Raw genomic sequence first — 16,076 nt, forward strand, 5'->3', positions numbered from 1 at the left:
GCCACGCCCTTAGCATTAAAAGCGGTCCTCCATTGCGGCAACCGTTTCTCAGGCGCATAATTAGCAGGCTCATATTTTCAACTTTTGACCTGCGGCGCAGGCCAGTGGGAACCTATGTCGTCTGCTGATATACCTGTTAACTGGAAACGCAATCTTATCGTCACCTGGTTCGGCTGTTTTTTGACCGGCGCGGCGTTCAGCCTGGTTATGCCGTTCCTTCCGCTTTACGTTGAACAGCTCGGCGTCACGGGCCACGGCGCCCTCAATATGTGGTCGGGGCTGGTCTTCAGCATTACCTTTCTTTTCTCCGCCGTTGCCTCACCGTTCTGGGGCGGGCTTGCCGACCGAAAAGGTCGAAAAATCATGCTGCTACGTTCCGCTCTCGGAATGGCTATCGTCATGATGCTGATGGGACTGGCGCAAAATATCTGGCAATTTCTGGTGCTGCGCGCGCTGCTGGGATTGTTAGGCGGCTTTATTCCGAACGCCAATGCCCTTATCGCGACCCAAATCCCTCGCCAGAAAAGCGGCTGGGCGCTGGGAACGCTCTCCACCGGAGCCGTCAGCAGCGCCCTGCTTGGCCCGCTGGCCGGTGGTTTTCTCGCCGATCTGTGGGGCCTGCGCGCCGTCTTCTTTCTTACCGCCAGCGTCCTGTTAATCTGCTTCCTCCTGACGCTGTTCTTCATCCGCGAGCAGTTTGTGCCGGTGGCGAAAAAAGAGATGCTCAGCGCCAGAGACGTGTTCTCCTCGCTGAAAAGCCCAAAACTGGTGCTCAGCCTGTTCGTCACCACCCTGATTATCCAGGTTGCTACCGGGTCGATTGCCCCGATCCTGACGCTGTACGTGCGGGATCTGAGCGGGGACATCAGCAATATTGCGTTTATCAGCGGGATGATCGCCTCCGTTCCCGGGGTTGCCGCCCTGATCAGCGCCCCGCGTCTCGGCAGGCTGGGGGACCGTATCGGGCCGGAAAAAATCCTCATCGTGGCGCTGATCCTCTCCGTTCTGCTGCTTATTCCGATGTCATTCGTCCAGACGCCGCTGCAGCTGGGCGTTTTGCGTTTTCTGCTCGGCGCTGCCGACGGCGCGCTGCTGCCGGCCGTGCAAACGCTGCTGGTGTACAACTCCACCAGCCAGATCGCCGGCCGCATCTTCAGCTATAACCAGTCGTTTCGCGATATTGGTAACGTCACCGGCCCGCTCATCGGCGCCTCCGTCTCCGCCAACTATGGCTTCCGGGCGGTCTTTTTGGTCACCGCCTGCGTGGTGCTGTTCAACGCTATCTACTCGACTATCACCTTACGCCAGCCGCGAAGCAGCGCACCTTCTGACAGCCGGGGCTCCGGCGATCGTTCGGTAAATTAAGTCAGCAAGGCGCCCTTCCCCTTGACGCATTGCCCGCCGCCTTCTATAGATTGAATCGAGTCCATTTCTCATTCTTCTTAGGGGGTTAGCCATGCCAAAGGATTCCGTTTTCTATGCCACGCTCGAAGAAGCTATCGATGCGGCCCGCGAAGAGTACCTGGCCAATAATCCGGATAGCGACGAGGAGAGCGCTAACGTCGAGCAGCTGAATATCCAGAAATACATTTTGCAGGATGGCGATATCGCCTGGCAGGCCGAGTTTTTTGCCGACGAAGATGGGGAAGGCGATTGTCTGCCAGTGCTCAGCGGCGAAGCGGCTCAGAGCGTTTTTGACGGCGATTATGACGAGATAGAGCTCCGCCAGGAGTGGCTGGAAGAGAATACGCTCCATGAATGGGATGAGGGCGAGTTTCAGCTTGAACCCTCTCTGGATACGGAAGAGGGTCAGACGGCGGCCGATGAGTGGGATGAGCGCTAGCTAATTGTAGGGTCCGTGGCTCGCATCAAGCGGCAGCAGCAGCGTGTCGAACACCAGTGAAAATGGCAGGTCGAGGATGGTGATATAGCGCCACGACGAATCGCGAACGTCCCACTGAACGCCGGGGTAATACTGATTGCCATGCCCCTGCCCCGGCACCGTGCGGCTAATAATGCTGCCGCAGCCGCTGAGCACCAGGGTCATAACGATGACCAGCAAAATTCTCATCTGTAACCTCAACTCCTGGAGAAAAAAATACCGGCAAATTGCCGGTATTTTTATTAACGCGCGGCTTACTTCGTTTTTAATGCCAGCGGATTCAGCGTTAGCTGACCATAGGCATCCACCCACGAAGAGTATTTCTCCGGCGCGGCCCATACCCGATAGTGCAGGCGCGACATCGTCACCGGATCGCTTAACAGCACCAGACGGCGGTCGCGGTTAAGTTTGTCCGGCGTCTCGTTCAACGCCTGCTCAACGTGACGTTCGCGGGCGATATCGAGGATCCGACCGTGACGGTGACGAGCGGTAGCCATTGCCGTCGCCAGCGCGTTAAACGATGGGTTAAACACGGCGTGCATAAAGCCATCATCCAGCGAACGCTGACGGTTCAGGGTCAGATAAGCATCGGTATCCTTCAGCACCTGCGGCGGGGAATACTCTTCCGGGATCAGGAACAGTTTCCAGCGCTTGGTACGCAGACCAACGGTCGCCCGGCTGGAAATCACCGACACGAACGGCGACAGGATCAGCGAGAATACGATTGGCGCCAGCCAGAACAAGAAGCGCAGATCCAGCCACGCCATTCCGACGGCCCAAACCAGGCCCAGCAGCAGCTGTGAACCGTGGCGCATAAACGCTTCGCCCCACGGGGTCGAGTCGTCATCACGCTGCGGCGAGTTCCAGACCACTTCCCAGCCGAGGAAGGCGCTGACCACAAACACGGTGTGGAACAGCATACGCACCGGCGCCAGCAGCACGGAGAACAGCACCTCCAGCAGCAGAGAGAGCGTCACGCGGATAAACCCGCCGTACTCCTTCGACCCTTTGCACCACACCAGAATAATGCTCAGCAGTTTCGGCAGGAACAGCAGCACCATCGTTGAGGCAAACAGGGCGATCGCCAGCTCCGGACGCCACTGCGGCCAGACCGGGAACAGCTGGCGCGGCTGCAGGAAGTACTGCGGCTCGGTGAGCGCGTGCACCACCTGCAGAGCGGTCGACAGGGCGAGGAACATAAACCACAGCGGCGCGGAGAGATAGGACATGACGCCGGTCAGGAACACCGCCCTGTGTACCGGGTGCATACCTTTAACCAGGAACAGGCGGAAGTTCATCAGGTTACCGTGGCACCAGCGACGGTCACGCTTCAGTTCATCCAGCAGGTTCGGCGGCAGCTCCTCATAGGAGCCCGGCAGGTCATAGGCAATCCACACGCCCCAGCCGGCACGACGCATCAGCGCGGCTTCCACGAAGTCGTGCGACAGAATCGATCCGGCGAAGGAGCCTTCACCCGGCAGCGGCGCCAGCGCGCAGTGCTCAATGAACGGTTTGACGCGGATAATTGCGTTATGACCCCAGTAGTGCGACTCGCCAAGCTGCCAGAAGTGCAGACCGGCGGTAAACAGCGGGCCGTATACGCGGGTCGCGAACTGCTGACAGCGGGCGTAGAGGGTGTCCATCCCGGAGGCACGCGGCGACGACTGGATAATCCCGGCGTTCGGGTTAGCCTCCATCAGACGCACCAGCCCGGTCAGACATTCTCCGGACATCACCGAGTCGGCGTCCAGCACCACCATGTAGCTGTACTGGCTGCCCCAGCGGCGGCAGAAGTCATCGATGTTACCGCTTTTACGCTTCACGCGACGACGACGACGACGATAGAAAATCTGCCCCTCACCCTGGACTTCAGCAATCAGCTCCATCCACGCCTTTTGCTCCGCTACGCAAATATCCGGATTGTAGCTGTCGCTCAGGATGTAAACGTCGAAGTGCTGCTGCTGGCCCGTCGCTTTCACCGATTCCCAGGTGGCGCGCAGACCGGCGAAAACGCGATCGACGTCTTCGTTGCAGATAGGCATGATCAGCGCCGTCCGATGCTCTGGATTCAGCGGCTCATCGCCGACGGTGGAGGCGGAAATACTGTACTTATCGCGCCCCATCAGCAGCTGCAGGAAGCCCATCAGCGCCGTCCAGAATCCCGCTGATACCCAGCAGAAGAGGACCGCAAAGAGGATCAGAATACCGGTTTGCAGCATATACGGCAGCAGCTGCATAAATGAAACCCACAGATTCTGCCCTACCATGTCGGCGGGGTTGATTAACGCCCAGCCCTGATATGGCAGAATGGTTTTCATGTACCAGGTCGCGACGACCGTCTGCGCCAGCGTCAGCAGCAGCAGAATGTAGCGACGAATGGTACCGGCGGTGCGCCATTTCTGCTCGCTTTCCTGCTCTTCTTTGGTCAGACGAGAAAGATAGCGCGGGGTGACATCGCGTCCACGGAGCCGATCCCAGAAGCGACCGACCGGGTTGGTCCGCCACGGATCCGGGAACATAGAGGAGCGTTTCGCCTTCGGCATGGCGTGCAGCTGGGTGCGCCCTTCATCATCTTTGATGAGCTGATCGCCCGCCAGCGCGTCTGGCCAGCTGTGCTCCAGCCGCGATTTCACCGACCCCAGAGGGGAATCGTCTTCGCGGGGAAAATCGTGACGATCGGCGTCCAGCGCTTCATGTACCGCCTTCAGGCTGCTATCAGGAAGCGCAGATTTCTCTGCCCCCGACAGCGGCAAGGCGTCAATGTACTTGGTTATGTTATTCATTAGCAGGCAGCTGATAGCTCCAGGTTTCACTCAGCGTCTGGTCGGCATTGACCAGCGCAGCGCGCATTTCCGTAGTTTTCTTCGGATCTTTCACCTTCACGCGCAGAATCATACGCCAGCCCTTGGTGATCGGGTTATAACGCACCGCGTTCTCAACGATTTCCGCGTTATCGCCAATGCTCGCCTGCGCCGTTACCGGCGTATCTGACGGCATTTTTTTCATCTCAGGACCGGTGAAATCAACGATGAACGCGATGGTGCCGTCCGGCTGACGAATCAGGTTTGACTGCTTCACATCGCCGGTGGAACGACGGGTTTGCATAACGTAGGCGTTATCCGGCGCGTGCAGCTTGTCTTCATCGCGGCTAAAGGTAATAGAGTATTTGAAGTTCATCTCTTTACCCGGCTCCGGCAGCTGATCCGGCGTCCAGTAGGTCACGATGTTATCGTTAGTTTCATCGTTGGTTGGAATTTCAACCAGTTCGATTTTACCTTTACCCCAGTCGCCTTTCGGCGTGATCCATGCGCTCGGACGCAGATCGTAGCGGTCGTCGAGGTCTTCAAAGCGAGAGAACTGACGCCCGCGCTGCAGCAAACCAAACCCTTGCGGATTTTCCATCGCGTAGCTGCTGACGGCCAGATGCTTCGGATTGTTCAGCGGACGCCAGATCCACTCGCCGTTGCCGGCAAGAATAGACAGACCGTTAGAGTCGTGCAGCGCCGGACGGTAGTTTGTCGCCGGAGACGGCTGATTTGGCCCGAACAGGAACATGCTGGTCAACGGCGCAACGCCTAGCTTGCCGACCTTGTCACGCAGGTACACCTTCGACTGCACGTCAACCACGGTATCGCGACCCGGCATAATGACAAAACGATACGCTCCGGTTGCGCGCGGGGAGTCGAGCAGAGCATAAATTGTCAGACGCTTGTCGGTAGCTTTTGGACGCTCGATCCAGAACTCGCGAAAACGCGGGAACTCTTCGCCTGAAGGCAGCGCAGTATCGATTGCAAGCCCGCGAGCGGAGAGCCCGTAAACCTGGCCCTGGCCCAGTACGCGGAAATAGCTGGCTCCGAGCATGCTGACAATTTCGTCATTCTTATCTTTGCTGTTGATCGGGTACAGCACTTTAAACCCGGCAAAGCCAAGGTCTTTTACCGTGTCTTTGTCATGCTGGACGCTGCCAAAATTGAAATAGTCCGGGTTATATTTAATCTTATGCACGCTGCTTGCCGTCACTTCATTAATGGTGACCGGCGTGTCGAAGTACATGCCCTGATGATAAAATTCAAGTTTGAACGGGGTCTTCTGGTTATTCCAGTATGCTTTATCGTGGTTGAACTGGATTTGCTGGTAGTCCGCATATTTCATGTCGCGGAAAACGGAGGGCAGGTTGCTCTTCGGCGCTTCATAGCCCTTCCCGGCTAACGATTTTGCCTCTTTTGCAACGTCATCAATGCTAAACGCCCATGCAGATGAAGTACACAGGGACAACATTACGGCTGCGCTTAACCAGCGCATTTTCATCATCTGTGGTTTATGTTTCATATAAGTAAGCACTTCCCCCTTTGTGTGCTTAAATCGATCCGATCTATTTTAATGGAAATTCAGGCAATCCGACAACATAATCCCTGCATTGTTCAGCTTAGCAGTACAGGTAATGGACAGTTCTCTGTCACTTTTGCACTTTGCGTGCTTATCCTGGAGACAGATATCCAGAGTTGATGTAGGGTTGCTGAGAATTTAAACGTTATCACCTTGAGTGATAAGACGAATTGTCTGAGAATGTAGTGAAACTGTATGAATAATGCGCCAGTAGAACGTGAATATTTCTTCGATAGCATCCGCGCGTGGTTAATGCTGCTGGGGATACCTTTTCACATATCGCTTATCTATTCCAGCCACAGCTGGCATGTTAATAGCGCCGAACCCTCCTGGTGGCTGACGCTGTTTAACGATTTTATTCATGCTTTTCGCATGCAGGTTTTCTTCGTCATTTCCGGCTATTTTTCCTACATGCTCTTTCTCCGCTATCCGCTCAAAAAATGGTGGAAGGTGCGGGTTGAGCGCGTAGGCATCCCCATGTTAACCGCCATTCCTCTGCTGACCCTGCCGCAGTTTATTATGCTGCAGTACGTCAACGGTAAAGCCGATAGCTGGCACGCGCTTTCGGGGTACGACAAATTCAATACCCTCGTCTGGGAGCTGATCTCGCATCTGTGGTTTTTACTGGTGCTGGTGGTGCTGACCACCCTCGGCGTCGTGCTGTTCAAATGGCTCACCGGACGCCGCGCGGGAAGCGGCCAGACCTTTGGTGACACCGTCACATTGGCTCAGCTATCGATGATTTTTCTCGCGCTCGGCGTGCTCTACGCGCTGATTCGCCGCTCGCTGTTTATTCTCTACCCGCCGATTCTCAGCAACGGCCTGTTTAATTTTATCGTCATGCAGACGCTGTTCTATCTGCCGTTCTTCATTCTCGGGGCGCAGACCTTTATCAACCCGCGCCTGAAAGCGCTGTTTACGCAGCCGTCTCCGTGGTGCTTCGTCGGGGCGCTGCTGGGCTTTATCGCCTACCGCCTGAACCAGCAGTACGGTTCCGGGGACGCGTGGATGTTTGAAACCGAGTACGTCATTACCATGGTGCTCGGCCTGTGGATGGTTAACGTGGTATTTTCCCTTGGACACCGCTTGCTGAACTTCCAGTCGGCGCGGGTGACCTATTTTGTCAATGCATCCCTGTTTATTTATTTGGTGCACCACCCGCTGACCCTGCTGTACGGAGCCTGGGTTGCTCCGGCCATCAAATCGAACACCTTAGGGTTTATTGCCGGTCTGATTTTTGTGGTGGGGATTGCGCTGGTCCTCTACGAAATTCACCTGCGCATCCCGTTGCTGCGCTTCCTCTTTTCGGGGAAATTCCAGGCTAAGACGGTAAAACCGCAGGTTTCGGCCAACGGATAGCCTCATCGGGGCTGCGCCGGCCGGCGAAGATTATTCTTTGGCAAACAAAAGCCGGAACACGTCGCGATAGAGCGCGGCCATCGCCGGCTTATTGGCCTCCGCTGCGCTGGTCAGCTCACGGCGATACGCCGCGCCCTCGGTTAATACCGCAATCAGTTCACTGGCGGCATCGATCTGCTCCGCCGACATCTCGGGATGAGAGTGACGGGTAAGACGCCCGCCCTCCTCTTTCAGGCGCCGGTCGGCCTGCTGTAAAATTTCGCGCAGGCGCGGGTTTCTCGAGGCTTCGGCGTTAATCTCCATCAGCAGATAATTATCGCTTATTGTTGCGGCCGGCGGCGGTATGACGCCAGCCAGCAGCGATGCCATCCGCTCCAGGTCGTGATTTCCGCGAATCATCTCCCCCACCCTGGCGTGAACAATTTCGCTGACTATCGCTTCAATAATCTCCTCTTTGCTTGCAAAGATGCGATACAGCTGCCCTACGCTAAGCCCGGCCTCGCGGGCAATATCGGCAACGGATGCGCCGTGCAGCCCTTTTGCGGCAAAACATGTTTGTGCGGCAGAAACAATCTCCGCCCGACGAACGAGCTGCTTTTGCGCTACCTTTCCCTCAGCCACCGACAGATCTCCTTAATTGATAATCGCCGACGCCTGCGGACAACTATCGCTTCCCGGCGGCGGCGGCGGCGTTGCGCAGCGCCTATTGTGCCTGCAGCAAGCGGTTATAAATTTCAGCCGTTTCGGCATCAAAACAGACAAAGCAGACGCGTTCCAGCGGATTGTAGCGCGTGAGAAAGGCATTCACCGTCCGTACGGCGATCTCCGCCGCAGCCTGTTTAGGGTAGCCGTACACGCCGGTGCTGATTGCCGGGAAGGCAATCGTGCGGTAGCTATTCGCCGCCGCCAGCTGCAGGCTGTTTTTATAGGCATCGGCCAGCAGTTCCGCTTCCTGTCGATCGCCACCGTGCCAGACCGGCCCAACGGCGTGAATTACCGCGCTGGCCGGGAGCTGGCCGGCGATGGTGATCACCGCATGGCCCGGAGCGCACTCGCCCTGCTGCTGCCGCACTATTTTGCACGCCGCCAGAAGCTCCGGCCCGGCGGCCCGATGAATAGCGCCATCAACTCCACCGCCGCCGAGCAGCGAAGGGTTAGCAGCGTTGACGATAACATCGACTGCCAGCGTCGTGATGTCTCCGAGAATAACCTCAGGTTTAACAGCCATTTCGCCTCCTGTCGGCAAACGTCTTAAGTAAAGCTTAGCGGTAATATCGCATGACGGCCCCGCGGACGGAAGCCTGAGGCCCGGCAATGACCGATATTCGGTTGCCAGAATAGCAAGGGTATGTTGCGGATTAATATACTTTAATTGTACTGATTCGCCGTTTTCAACATCCAGGCTCCCTTTTGCGGGCTCCCGATCGGCAATCCGTTCGTTTTTTCGTCTGGGGAAGGCCGCTTATCCAACGGCTAAAATGGTGGCCCGGGCGATTATGACGCCCGCCGTGGAGCAAAGGATCGCCGCAGAAGCAGGAAAAGGATGATTTGTAGAAAAGCAAAACAGGACCTGAGGTCCTGTTTATCACTACGGGATAATGTCGCTCAGGCTTCGTCGGGCCTTTCGTGGGCCAACGATTTACTCTTTTCCGCGCGCGCCGCCAGCCAGAGTCCGCTGTTTTTCATCGCGTAGCCAAAAACCAGCCCCAGCGCCAGAGAAGGCACAATTAGCCGCCAGTCGCCGCTGCCGGCAAACGTGGCGCAGGCGCCGATAAAGGTGCCAGGAACGAAGGAAAGCAGCAGCTGACGCGCCTGAATGCACATCAAAAACGCCACAATGCCGGTCATCATATAGCCGAGGATTTCCAGATGCGGCGCCAGGGCGCTGCCGTAAACGATCACCTGCGCCCATATCACGCCGCTCATCACCGTACAGCCCGAGATCAGCAGCCCTTTCAGGCCGCCCTGCGGGCAGGCAAAATAGGCCGTGCAGCCGAGAAAGCCAGCCCAGCTCAGCAGGCCGAACGCGACCGCCACCCATCCCCAGATCCCGGAGAGAATGCCCGTCGTTATTGCAATTGCGAGAAGTATGTTCATGGCGCGTATCATAGCAGATACGCACCCTTCAAACGTGATTTCTAGCACACTATATAAAATGGCGCTCTTTCTGTTGCAACAATAATGTGACTTAAATCACACTTACTCTTCGTTCTCTTCCTGCAGCTCATCCCACATGGCAGAGAGCGCCTCGCGCGTCAGCGGCGCCATTGTCCGCCAGAAAGGCGTCACCGCATGGGCTTCGACCTTGCCGAGGAAGATCCCGCACCACGGCAGAATATAGTCGGCAAACAGCGTTTCCAGCGTTTCGCTTTCATCTTCCGTCGCATGATCCTCAAGCCACGAAGCAGCCAGCAGCAGGGAACCAATATGATCGGCTCGCCCCTCTCCGGTTGGGATCCCGTGCTCGCTCAGAAAACCGCGAACTTCGGCTTCCGTAGCGCCTTCAACCCATGCGCTACGATATGGCGGGACGCCGCACTCTTCGCCGACAAACAGCGCGTTGTAATCAGCGGCCAGCGGCTGCACATCGCAGCTCTTTTGCAGGCGCTCCAGCTGCTCATCCTGCTCCAGCGGCCAGCTTGCCGCTAGCTTGCCTTCACGAATAAGGGAAAACAGCGGCACCAGCAGCGGGTCCTGCGGCTGACGATAGTACAGGGAGCCCAGCACGCGGCAGAGGATTGAAAACTCGTTCATTCAGTTATTCCAGTTATACAAATTAAAGATCGGCAAATTCAGCAATCGCCGGCATCCCACGGGATTCAAGGAAGTTCAGCAGCCGGCGCGGAGAAACGTTAAGGATCCTCTCCTCGGGGAAATTCACCTCATCGAGGATCTTGCGACACTCTCTGAATTCGCCAAGCGTAAAGGCTGTGTGCGAATCAGAGCCGAGAGCCACCCAGCCTCCGGCATCGCGCACCGCGGCGGCAATGGCCCGGCAGTTATCTTCACTGCCTACGCGTGAAGAGATAAAAGAGGAGTTGTTGATTTCCAACGCCACCTGGTATTTTGCCGCCGCTTCGGCGATAGCCGGGATATCAACCGGGAATTTAGGGTTGCCCGGGTGGCTGATAATGTGCACCGCGCCGCTCGCCATCGCGGCGATCATCGCCTCGGTATGGGTTGCTTTATTCTGCGGCGGGAATACAGGCTCATGGAAGCCGGCGATTATCAGGTCCAGGGAGGTTAGCATCGGTCCGCTGCAGTCAATCTCCCCTGCGGTGTTTTTAATGTTCGCCTCAATACCGCGCAGAATGCCAACGCCATCCACCAGCCGCGGCCAGATGCGCATATTGACAAAGTGCCAGTAGTGCGGCGCATCGGCCATATCCGGGCCATGGTCAGTGATCGCAAAGAGTTTGATCCCCTTGCGCTTTGCTTCGGCAATATAATCGTGCAGGGTGCTGTAGGCGTGGGTACTGGCGACGGTATGCATGTGCAGGTCAACAGGATACATCACAATCTCCTTCTCTGTTTGTGGCAAGAATAGCAGGAATCAGGACGTATGATTAGCAAAAACCCCGCCGCAGCGGGGGTCCTCTTTTAGTAACCGCGCTGGCGATCGACCTGCCCGGCGACCGTTTCCCCTCGCTCCAGCTGGCTAATCGTACCGGCTATATAGGTAATCGCTTCCTGCGGCCGCGTCACCGCGGCGATATGCGGCGTCATTGCCACTCGCGGATGCGCCCACAGCGGGCTTGCCGCCGGGAGCGGCTCGCGGCTGAAGACATCCAGCATGGCGCCTTTAAGTTTACCGCTTTCCAGCGCCGCCAGCAGATCGTCCTCAACGACATGGACGCCGCGCGCCAGATTGAGAACATAGCTGCCATCCGGAAGCTGCGCCAGTCGCTGCTGATTAATAATGCCGACGGTTTCCGCCGTGTTGGGCAGCAGGTTGATCAGCACCCGCGTTCCGCGCAGGAATTCATTCAGCTCCTCAGCCCCGGCAAAGCTTTGCACCTGCGGCCACTCCTTGCGGCTGCGGCTCCAGCTGCGCAGCGGGAAGCCCCATGCCTGCAGCCCTTCCGCAACCTTCGCGCCGAGCACGCCTGCTCCCATAATGCCGATAGTAAAATCTTCGCGCCGGTATTCATCCAGCGGCTGCCAGCGCGCCTGCTGTTTCAGAGCCTGATAATCGTCAAACCGGCGGAACCAGTGCAGCACCTGGCTGACCGCATACTCCTGCATCTGCAGCCCCATACCGGTATCTTCGAGGCGGAACAGCGGAATCGATAGCGGCAGCATCTCCGGATGTTCGCGCAGCTTACTGAGGATCGAGTCCACCCCTGCCCCGAGGGCAAAGACGGCTTTTAAGTCGCGGCCCTGGAGCATTTCCACCGGCGGATGCCAGACCAGCGCATAGTCTGCGGGCCGATCGTCGCCAGGCTTCCACTCCCGTACGCGCGAACCTGGCAGCTGTTTTTCCAGCTCGGCAATCCAGTACGGGATATCAAACGTCGGGTGGTAAAAGATAATCTCCATTGTGACTCCTGATAGCTAATGTCTTAAGCAGGTTTGCGTTAGCGCCGTATTTTACTTGTTGTTTTCTATTGATTTGCCAGCATAGCAAATTTCGCCTGGCTGGCGGGCAAAAAGAGAGTGGTGACAAAAAAAACGATTGTCGCGCACTTCGCCAGCAAGTTGCGCGAAGTTTGGCTAAACGCGCGTTTTTTTAAAAAAGTTGATTGACGGGAGATAGGTATTTCCCTAAATTAGCGCCCGTTCCCGGCAGCAACGGGAATGACAATATGGTGAGGTGTCCGAGTGGCTGAAGGAGCACGCCTGGAAAGTGTGTATACGGCAACGTATCGGGGGTTCGAATCCCCCCCTCACCGCCATATTTAAAGAAGAGCTCGTACGCAGGTACGGGCTTTTTTTTTCGCCTGTCGCACCCCGCCGGAAGCTAACGCCAGATGAGCGTCCTCTGCATCTGGACGTATCCATTGCCCCCATCAACTCCCGCCGGTCCGGCCTGCTTATTATCATCCAGGCTATCCACGGGTAAATTTTCCCCGCCTCATCCGCAGAAAGAGAGGCGAACTGATGCCGCCCGGCGCTAATCCTCTTCCATCCGCTGATACTCTTCGGTGAGGAAATCCACCAGCGCGCGCACCGACGGTAATAGCCCGCGGCGTGAGGCAAAAACCGCATGAATCACTTCCCGACGTGGCTGCCACTCATCAAGTACCACCACCAGCTCACCTGACGCCAGCTTATCGCGCACCATTAATAGCGGCAGTTGAACAATGCCAATGCCGGCGATCGCCGCTTCCCGCAGCGCCAGCATGTCGGTGGTCACCATTCGTGGCGTAAAATAGACCTCCGCTCGCGCTCCCTGCGGACCGGCCAGCTGCCATTTATGCTGATGCTTGCCGGCGGCCAGGCTCAGCCCCGGCCACTCGCTAAGTTCAGCCGGCGCCTGCGGCTGCCCCATGCGCTCCACCAGCGCCGGACTGGCAAACAGCCGATGCCCGCGATCGGCCAGCACCCGCATCACCAGATCGCTATCGTCGAAGGGCCGCGGCCGCACGCGAATAGCCACGTCAACCCCTTCACCGACCACATCAACCCGCCGGTTGGTTGCCTCCAGCTGCACGTTTACTCCCGGATAGCGCTGCATAAACCGCGCCAGCATGGGCCCAATGTGCACATGCAGCAGGGTAACCGGACAGGTCAGCTTAACGCTGCCGCGCGGCTCAGAACGAAGCGTGTCGACCGCCTGCTGCGCCGCCTCGGCCTCAATCAGCATCGCTTTACAGTGCTGATAAAACGTCTGCCCAACTTCGGTTACCGCAAACTGACGCGTGGTGCGATGTATCAAGCGCACGCCGAGCCGCTCTTCGAGCTGAGCAATGCGGCGGCTTAGTTTCGATTTGGGCTGATCGAGCGCCCTGCCCGCAGCGGCGAATCCGCCATGATCCACCACCTGCACAAACCAGGCTAAGTCGTTGAGATCCTGCATCCTTCCCCCATCGTTCCATTTTCAGAACAGTATAGGTCATTTTTGCTACCTACCGAGGGGTTAGCCGTGCATATAAGCTTATCGACATCGATACAAATACGCAGGAGAGAACAATGAAACAGATCACAGGAGTCTATACCGCGCCATCTCAGCACTGGGTCGGTGACGGTTTCCCGGTACGCTCGCTGTTTTCTTATCAAACCCACGGCGAGCAGCTGAGCCCCTTCCTGCTGCTGGATTACGCAGGGCCGCATAGCTTCCCGGCGGGGAGCGGCAAACGCGGCGTCGGTGAACATCCGCATCGCGGGTTTGAAACCGTAACCGTAGTTTATTCTGGTGAAGTTGAGCATCGCGACTCGACCGGCAGAGGCGGCGTGATTGGCCCCGGCGATGTGCAGTGGATGACGGCGGGCGCCGGGATCCTGCACGAAGAGTTCCACTCGGCGGAATTTACCCGTACCGGGGGAGAGCTGAAGATGATTCAGCTGTGGGTCAATCTGCCGGCCAAAGACAAAATGACCGCGCCTGGATATCAGAGCATCACCGCTGAGGTCATTCCGCGCGTCGTTCTGCCGGATAACGCAGGCCAGGTTCGGGTCATCGCCGGTCATTACGCCGACGTTTCCGGCCCGGCGCGGACCTTTTCGCCGCTGAACGTCTGGGATATGCAGCTGACGCAGGGTCACGACGTTTCGCTACGTCAGCCTGACGGCTGGAGCACCGCGCTGGTTGTTCTTGAAGGTGAAATCAGCGTCAACGGTACTGAAAATGCGCGTGAAGGCCAGCTGGTGGTGTTGAGCCAGCAGGGTGAAACGCTGCACCTCAGCGCAACCGCTGATGCCAAAGTCCTGCTGTTGGCCGGAGAACCGCTGGGTGAGCCTATCGTCGGCTATGGCCCATTTGTCATGAATAGCAAAACGCAAATCGCGGAAGCGGTGCGTGATTTTAATAGCGGCCGTTTCGGCCAAATCTGATCCGCCAGAGGTGCAAGAAATGCCTACTCCCGCTAATTTTAACGGGGCTCGCCCGGGTGATTGATGTGAACGACAGCGCCATGCTGCGGATCGATCGCCAGAGCGGCCTGTTCCAGATCGTTGGCGATATGCCAATGCCGGAACTGCCCGCGGGCCGTCGAATGGGCCGAGGTTTATACGAAAATATTCCCGGCCAGGCAGCGGCTGATTGAGAGTAACGCCAAAGCTCAGGACGTGGTGAAGAATAGCGAACAGCTTGATTCGCAGCGTTAAAGTCGCCGCCCCAGCGTTTTTTACCGGGGCGGTGTTCATTGCTTGAGCGAACGGTAAGGAAAGAATAAATACTGCTTGACCGTTTTAGCGCAACTCCCTATAGTACCGCCCCGTTGCCCACCCAAGGTGAGCAGCGAAACAATATGGTGAGGTGTCCGAGTGGCTGAAGGAGCACGCCTGGAAAGTGTGTATACGGCAACGTATCGGGGGTTCGAATCCCCCCCTCACCGCCATATTTAAAGAAGAGCTCGTACGCAGGTACGGGCTTTTTTTTCGCCTGTCGCACCCCGCCGGGGGGGATGAGAAGCCCCGACCGGGGGGTCGACAGCTGGCGCAGCCAGCCAGGCAGACCGCGAGCCTGCGGGCTGCCCGTACCCCTATAGCCCCTACCCCAGCGTCGCCAGCACGTAGGATACCGCCAGCAGATCGGCGCTGCCGCCGGGGCTAAGGTTACGGCTGGTCAAGGCTTTATCCATCTCCTGCAGGCGCACAATATTCCAGCCATTTTTCAGCAGCGTCAACGCGTAATCCTGTACATAACACAGCCCGTCGATACCACCACGGGAGACCAGATTGCTGTCAGGGTTTATCGCCATTAAGCGCAGCAGCGCATGGTGAAAGCGCCGTTCACCCGACTCTTGATACCAGTATGGCAACACGTGTTGTCGCACCGTGGGAAACCCTAGCTCCGCCTCACCGCGCGCGCCGGTCAGGCCAAACTGCTGATACTGTTTTTCACCCGCCGTTGTCGCATAGGTGCGGGAAGCCAGCTCGCGAGCCACCATCCCTTTGCAGATCTCAGCCACCTGCTGACAAACAGACTCCGCGCAGACCAGCCGATTCTGTCCACGTAAACGCCCTGCCGCAAAGCAGATCAGGCCCAGCGAAAAGATGCCTCCTTTATGGGTATTAACCCCGTCGGTCGCCTCGAACATAGCCTGTTCGCAGGCCATCCCTGCCGGGCGCAGTAAGCGCAGTTGTTCGCTGGCAGGTTTGAACGCATGCTCAAAACCGGCCTTTTCGAACACGCGAAACCAGGGGGTGATGGCATCGATATGTAGCGCGGCGATTTTTTTTGCATAAAAACGCACTGGTATATGCACAAAGCTTTAGTGATAATTTGCACAATGCAGAATTAATCGCTAAATCATACACCGGGTATAAATAACTCATTTATCCGACG

General features: G+C 57.2%; 15 protein-coding genes, 2 tRNA genes and 2 pseudogenes. 8 read left to right on the forward strand and 11 right to left on the reverse strand.

The genetic code is table 11. The annotated features are described in order from the left end of the window. Positions 1-114 precede the first annotated feature (114 nt). Together mdtG and NWP14_RS07615 are read left to right on the forward strand one after the other, a co-directional pair. Entirely contained in the window at positions 115-1,365 is a 1,251-nt protein-coding gene (mdtG, locus tag NWP14_RS07610; protein WP_375215078.1) for a multidrug efflux MFS transporter MdtG, read from the forward strand. A gap of 91 nt (positions 1,366-1,456) precedes the next feature. After that, complete coding sequence (locus NWP14_RS07615; RefSeq protein WP_095096335.1) at positions 1,457-1,843, forward strand: MysB family protein; 387 nt, start codon at positions 1,457-1,459, stop codon at positions 1,841-1,843. Here the strand turns inward: NWP14_RS07615 and NWP14_RS07620 are convergent, their stop codons facing one another. The 3 genes from NWP14_RS07620 to mdoG form a co-directional block, all read right to left on the reverse strand. Continuing rightward, positions 1,844-2,071 carry a YceK/YidQ family lipoprotein gene (locus tag NWP14_RS07620; RefSeq protein ID WP_095096332.1) on the reverse strand — a complete coding sequence of 76 codons (228 nt, stop codon included), beginning with the start codon at positions 2,069-2,071 and terminating at the stop codon, positions 1,844-1,846. A gap of 65 nt (positions 2,072-2,136) precedes the next feature. Then, positions 2,137-4,665, reverse strand: coding sequence for a glucans biosynthesis glucosyltransferase MdoH (mdoH, locus tag NWP14_RS07625; RefSeq protein ID WP_095096330.1), 2,529 nt, complete (start codon positions 4,663-4,665; stop codon positions 2,137-2,139). Continuing rightward, positions 4,658-6,211, reverse strand: a complete 1,554-nt coding sequence (gene mdoG / locus NWP14_RS07630) for a glucans biosynthesis protein MdoG (RefSeq protein WP_095096327.1) — start codon at positions 6,209-6,211, stop codon at positions 4,658-4,660. Before mdoG ends, mdoH begins: the two co-directional genes overlap by 8 nt. A 252-nt stretch (positions 6,212-6,463) precedes the next feature. Between mdoG and mdoC the strand changes: the two genes are divergently transcribed. Next, positions 6,464-7,627 carry a glucans biosynthesis protein MdoC gene (gene mdoC, locus NWP14_RS07635; protein ID WP_331835542.1) on the forward strand — a complete coding sequence of 388 codons (1,164 nt, stop codon included), beginning with the start codon at positions 6,464-6,466 and terminating at the stop codon, positions 7,625-7,627. A 30-nt stretch (positions 7,628-7,657) separates the two neighbouring features. Here mdoC and NWP14_RS07640 read toward each other — a convergent pair whose 3' ends face one another. The 6 genes from NWP14_RS07640 to ghrA all read right to left on the reverse strand — a co-directional run bounded on the left by NWP14_RS07640 (position 7,658) and on the right by ghrA (position 12,166). Continuing rightward, positions 7,658-8,248, reverse strand: a complete 591-nt coding sequence (locus tag NWP14_RS07640; protein WP_375215079.1) for a TetR/AcrR family transcriptional regulator — start codon at positions 8,246-8,248, stop codon at positions 7,658-7,660. 82 nt (positions 8,249-8,330) lie between these two features. Further along, positions 8,331-8,855 carry an O-acetyl-ADP-ribose deacetylase gene (ymdB, locus tag NWP14_RS07645; RefSeq protein WP_095096322.1) on the reverse strand — a complete coding sequence of 175 codons (525 nt, stop codon included), beginning with the start codon at positions 8,853-8,855 and terminating at the stop codon, positions 8,331-8,333. 377 nt (positions 8,856-9,232) lie between these two features. Continuing rightward, positions 9,233-9,724, reverse strand: a complete 492-nt coding sequence (locus tag NWP14_RS07650) for a DUF1097 domain-containing protein (protein WP_095098050.1) — start codon at positions 9,722-9,724, stop codon at positions 9,233-9,235. 102 nt (positions 9,725-9,826) lie between these two features. Beyond that, a complete protein-coding gene (locus NWP14_RS07655) occupies positions 9,827-10,381 on the reverse strand; it encodes a molecular chaperone (protein WP_095096318.1) in 555 nt (184 codons plus the stop codon). Positions 10,382-10,403: 22 nt separating this feature from the next. After that, a complete protein-coding gene (locus tag NWP14_RS07660; RefSeq protein WP_157349075.1) occupies positions 10,404-11,141 on the reverse strand; it encodes a phosphatase in 738 nt (245 codons plus the stop codon). An 86-nt stretch (positions 11,142-11,227) separates the two neighbouring features. Continuing rightward, positions 11,228-12,166, reverse strand: coding sequence for a glyoxylate/hydroxypyruvate reductase GhrA (gene ghrA, locus NWP14_RS07665; protein WP_095096308.1), 939 nt, complete (start codon positions 12,164-12,166; stop codon positions 11,228-11,230). 268 nt (positions 12,167-12,434) lie between these two features. Here ghrA and NWP14_RS07670 point away from each other — a divergent pair. Continuing rightward, positions 12,435-12,522, forward strand: a tRNA-Ser gene (locus tag NWP14_RS07670). Positions 12,523-12,740: 218 nt separating this feature from the next. On the opposite strand, the gene NWP14_RS07675 is transcribed toward NWP14_RS07670, so the two are convergent. After that, complete coding sequence (locus NWP14_RS07675; protein WP_095096305.1) at positions 12,741-13,646, reverse strand: LysR family transcriptional regulator; 906 nt, start codon at positions 13,644-13,646, stop codon at positions 12,741-12,743. Positions 13,647-13,759: 113 nt separating this feature from the next. Here NWP14_RS07675 and NWP14_RS07680 point away from each other — a divergent pair, with 113 nt between their 5' ends. From NWP14_RS07680 to NWP14_RS07695, 4 genes and pseudogenes are all read left to right on the forward strand, one after another. Then, positions 13,760-14,620, forward strand: coding sequence for a pirin family protein (locus tag NWP14_RS07680; RefSeq protein WP_095096302.1), 861 nt, complete (start codon positions 13,760-13,762; stop codon positions 14,618-14,620). A 19-nt stretch (positions 14,621-14,639) separates the two neighbouring features. Beyond that, positions 14,640-14,772 (forward strand): annotated as a pseudogene (locus NWP14_RS07685) (hydrolase); the annotation flags it as partial. Position 14,773: 1 nt separating this feature from the next. Further along, a pseudogene (locus NWP14_RS07690) lies at positions 14,774-14,893 on the forward strand (hydrolase); the annotation flags it as partial. Positions 14,894-15,038: 145 nt separating this feature from the next. Continuing rightward, positions 15,039-15,126: transfer RNA gene (locus NWP14_RS07695), tRNA-Ser, on the forward strand. A gap of 153 nt (positions 15,127-15,279) precedes the next feature. Here the strand turns inward: NWP14_RS07695 and NWP14_RS07700 are convergent. Continuing rightward, the gene (locus tag NWP14_RS07700; RefSeq protein ID WP_375215080.1) at positions 15,280-15,984 is read right to left on the reverse strand and encodes a triphosphoribosyl-dephospho-CoA synthase; all 705 of its coding nucleotides are present in this window, start codon (positions 15,982-15,984) and stop codon (positions 15,280-15,282) included. Positions 15,985-16,076 lie beyond the last annotated feature (92 nt).

Origin of the sequence: Klebsiella sp. C349492, from assembly GCF_042055345.1 — a bacterium.
In the GTDB taxonomy this organism is placed as follows: domain Bacteria; phylum Pseudomonadota; class Gammaproteobacteria; order Enterobacterales; family Enterobacteriaceae; genus Klebsiella; species Klebsiella scottii.

Excerpts from the sequence above, each read along its gene's own strand:
- NWP14_RS07615 (WP_095096335.1), top strand. The coding sequence starts at position 1,457 with ATGCCAAAGGATTCCGTTTTCTATGCCACGCTCGAAGAAGCTATCGAT.
- mdoG (WP_095096327.1), bottom strand. The coding sequence starts at position 6,211 with ATGAAACATAAACCACAGATGATGAAAATGCGCTGGTTAAGCGCAGCC.
- NWP14_RS07660 (WP_157349075.1), bottom strand. The coding sequence starts at position 11,141 with ATGTATCCTGTTGACCTGCACATGCATACCGTCGCCAGTACCCACGCC.
- NWP14_RS07620 (WP_095096332.1), bottom strand. The coding sequence starts at position 2,071 with ATGAGAATTTTGCTGGTCATCGTTATGACCCTGGTGCTCAGCGGCTGC.
- NWP14_RS07680 (WP_095096302.1), top strand. The coding sequence starts at position 13,760 with ATGAAACAGATCACAGGAGTCTATACCGCGCCATCTCAGCACTGGGTC.
- NWP14_RS07650 (WP_095098050.1), bottom strand. The coding sequence starts at position 9,724 with ATGAACATACTTCTCGCAATTGCAATAACGACGGGCATTCTCTCCGGG.
- ghrA (WP_095096308.1), bottom strand. The coding sequence starts at position 12,166 with ATGGAGATTATCTTTTACCACCCGACGTTTGATATCCCGTACTGGATT.
- mdoC (WP_331835542.1), top strand. The coding sequence starts at position 6,464 with ATGAATAATGCGCCAGTAGAACGTGAATATTTCTTCGATAGCATCCGC.
- mdtG (WP_375215078.1), top strand. The coding sequence starts at position 115 with ATGTCGTCTGCTGATATACCTGTTAACTGGAAACGCAATCTTATCGTC.
- ymdB (WP_095096322.1), bottom strand. The coding sequence starts at position 8,855 with ATGGCTGTTAAACCTGAGGTTATTCTCGGAGACATCACGACGCTGGCA.
- mdoH (WP_095096330.1), bottom strand. The coding sequence starts at position 4,665 with ATGAATAACATAACCAAGTACATTGACGCCTTGCCGCTGTCGGGGGCA.
- NWP14_RS07655 (WP_095096318.1), bottom strand. The coding sequence starts at position 10,381 with ATGAACGAGTTTTCAATCCTCTGCCGCGTGCTGGGCTCCCTGTACTAT.
- NWP14_RS07675 (WP_095096305.1), bottom strand. The coding sequence starts at position 13,646 with ATGCAGGATCTCAACGACTTAGCCTGGTTTGTGCAGGTGGTGGATCAT.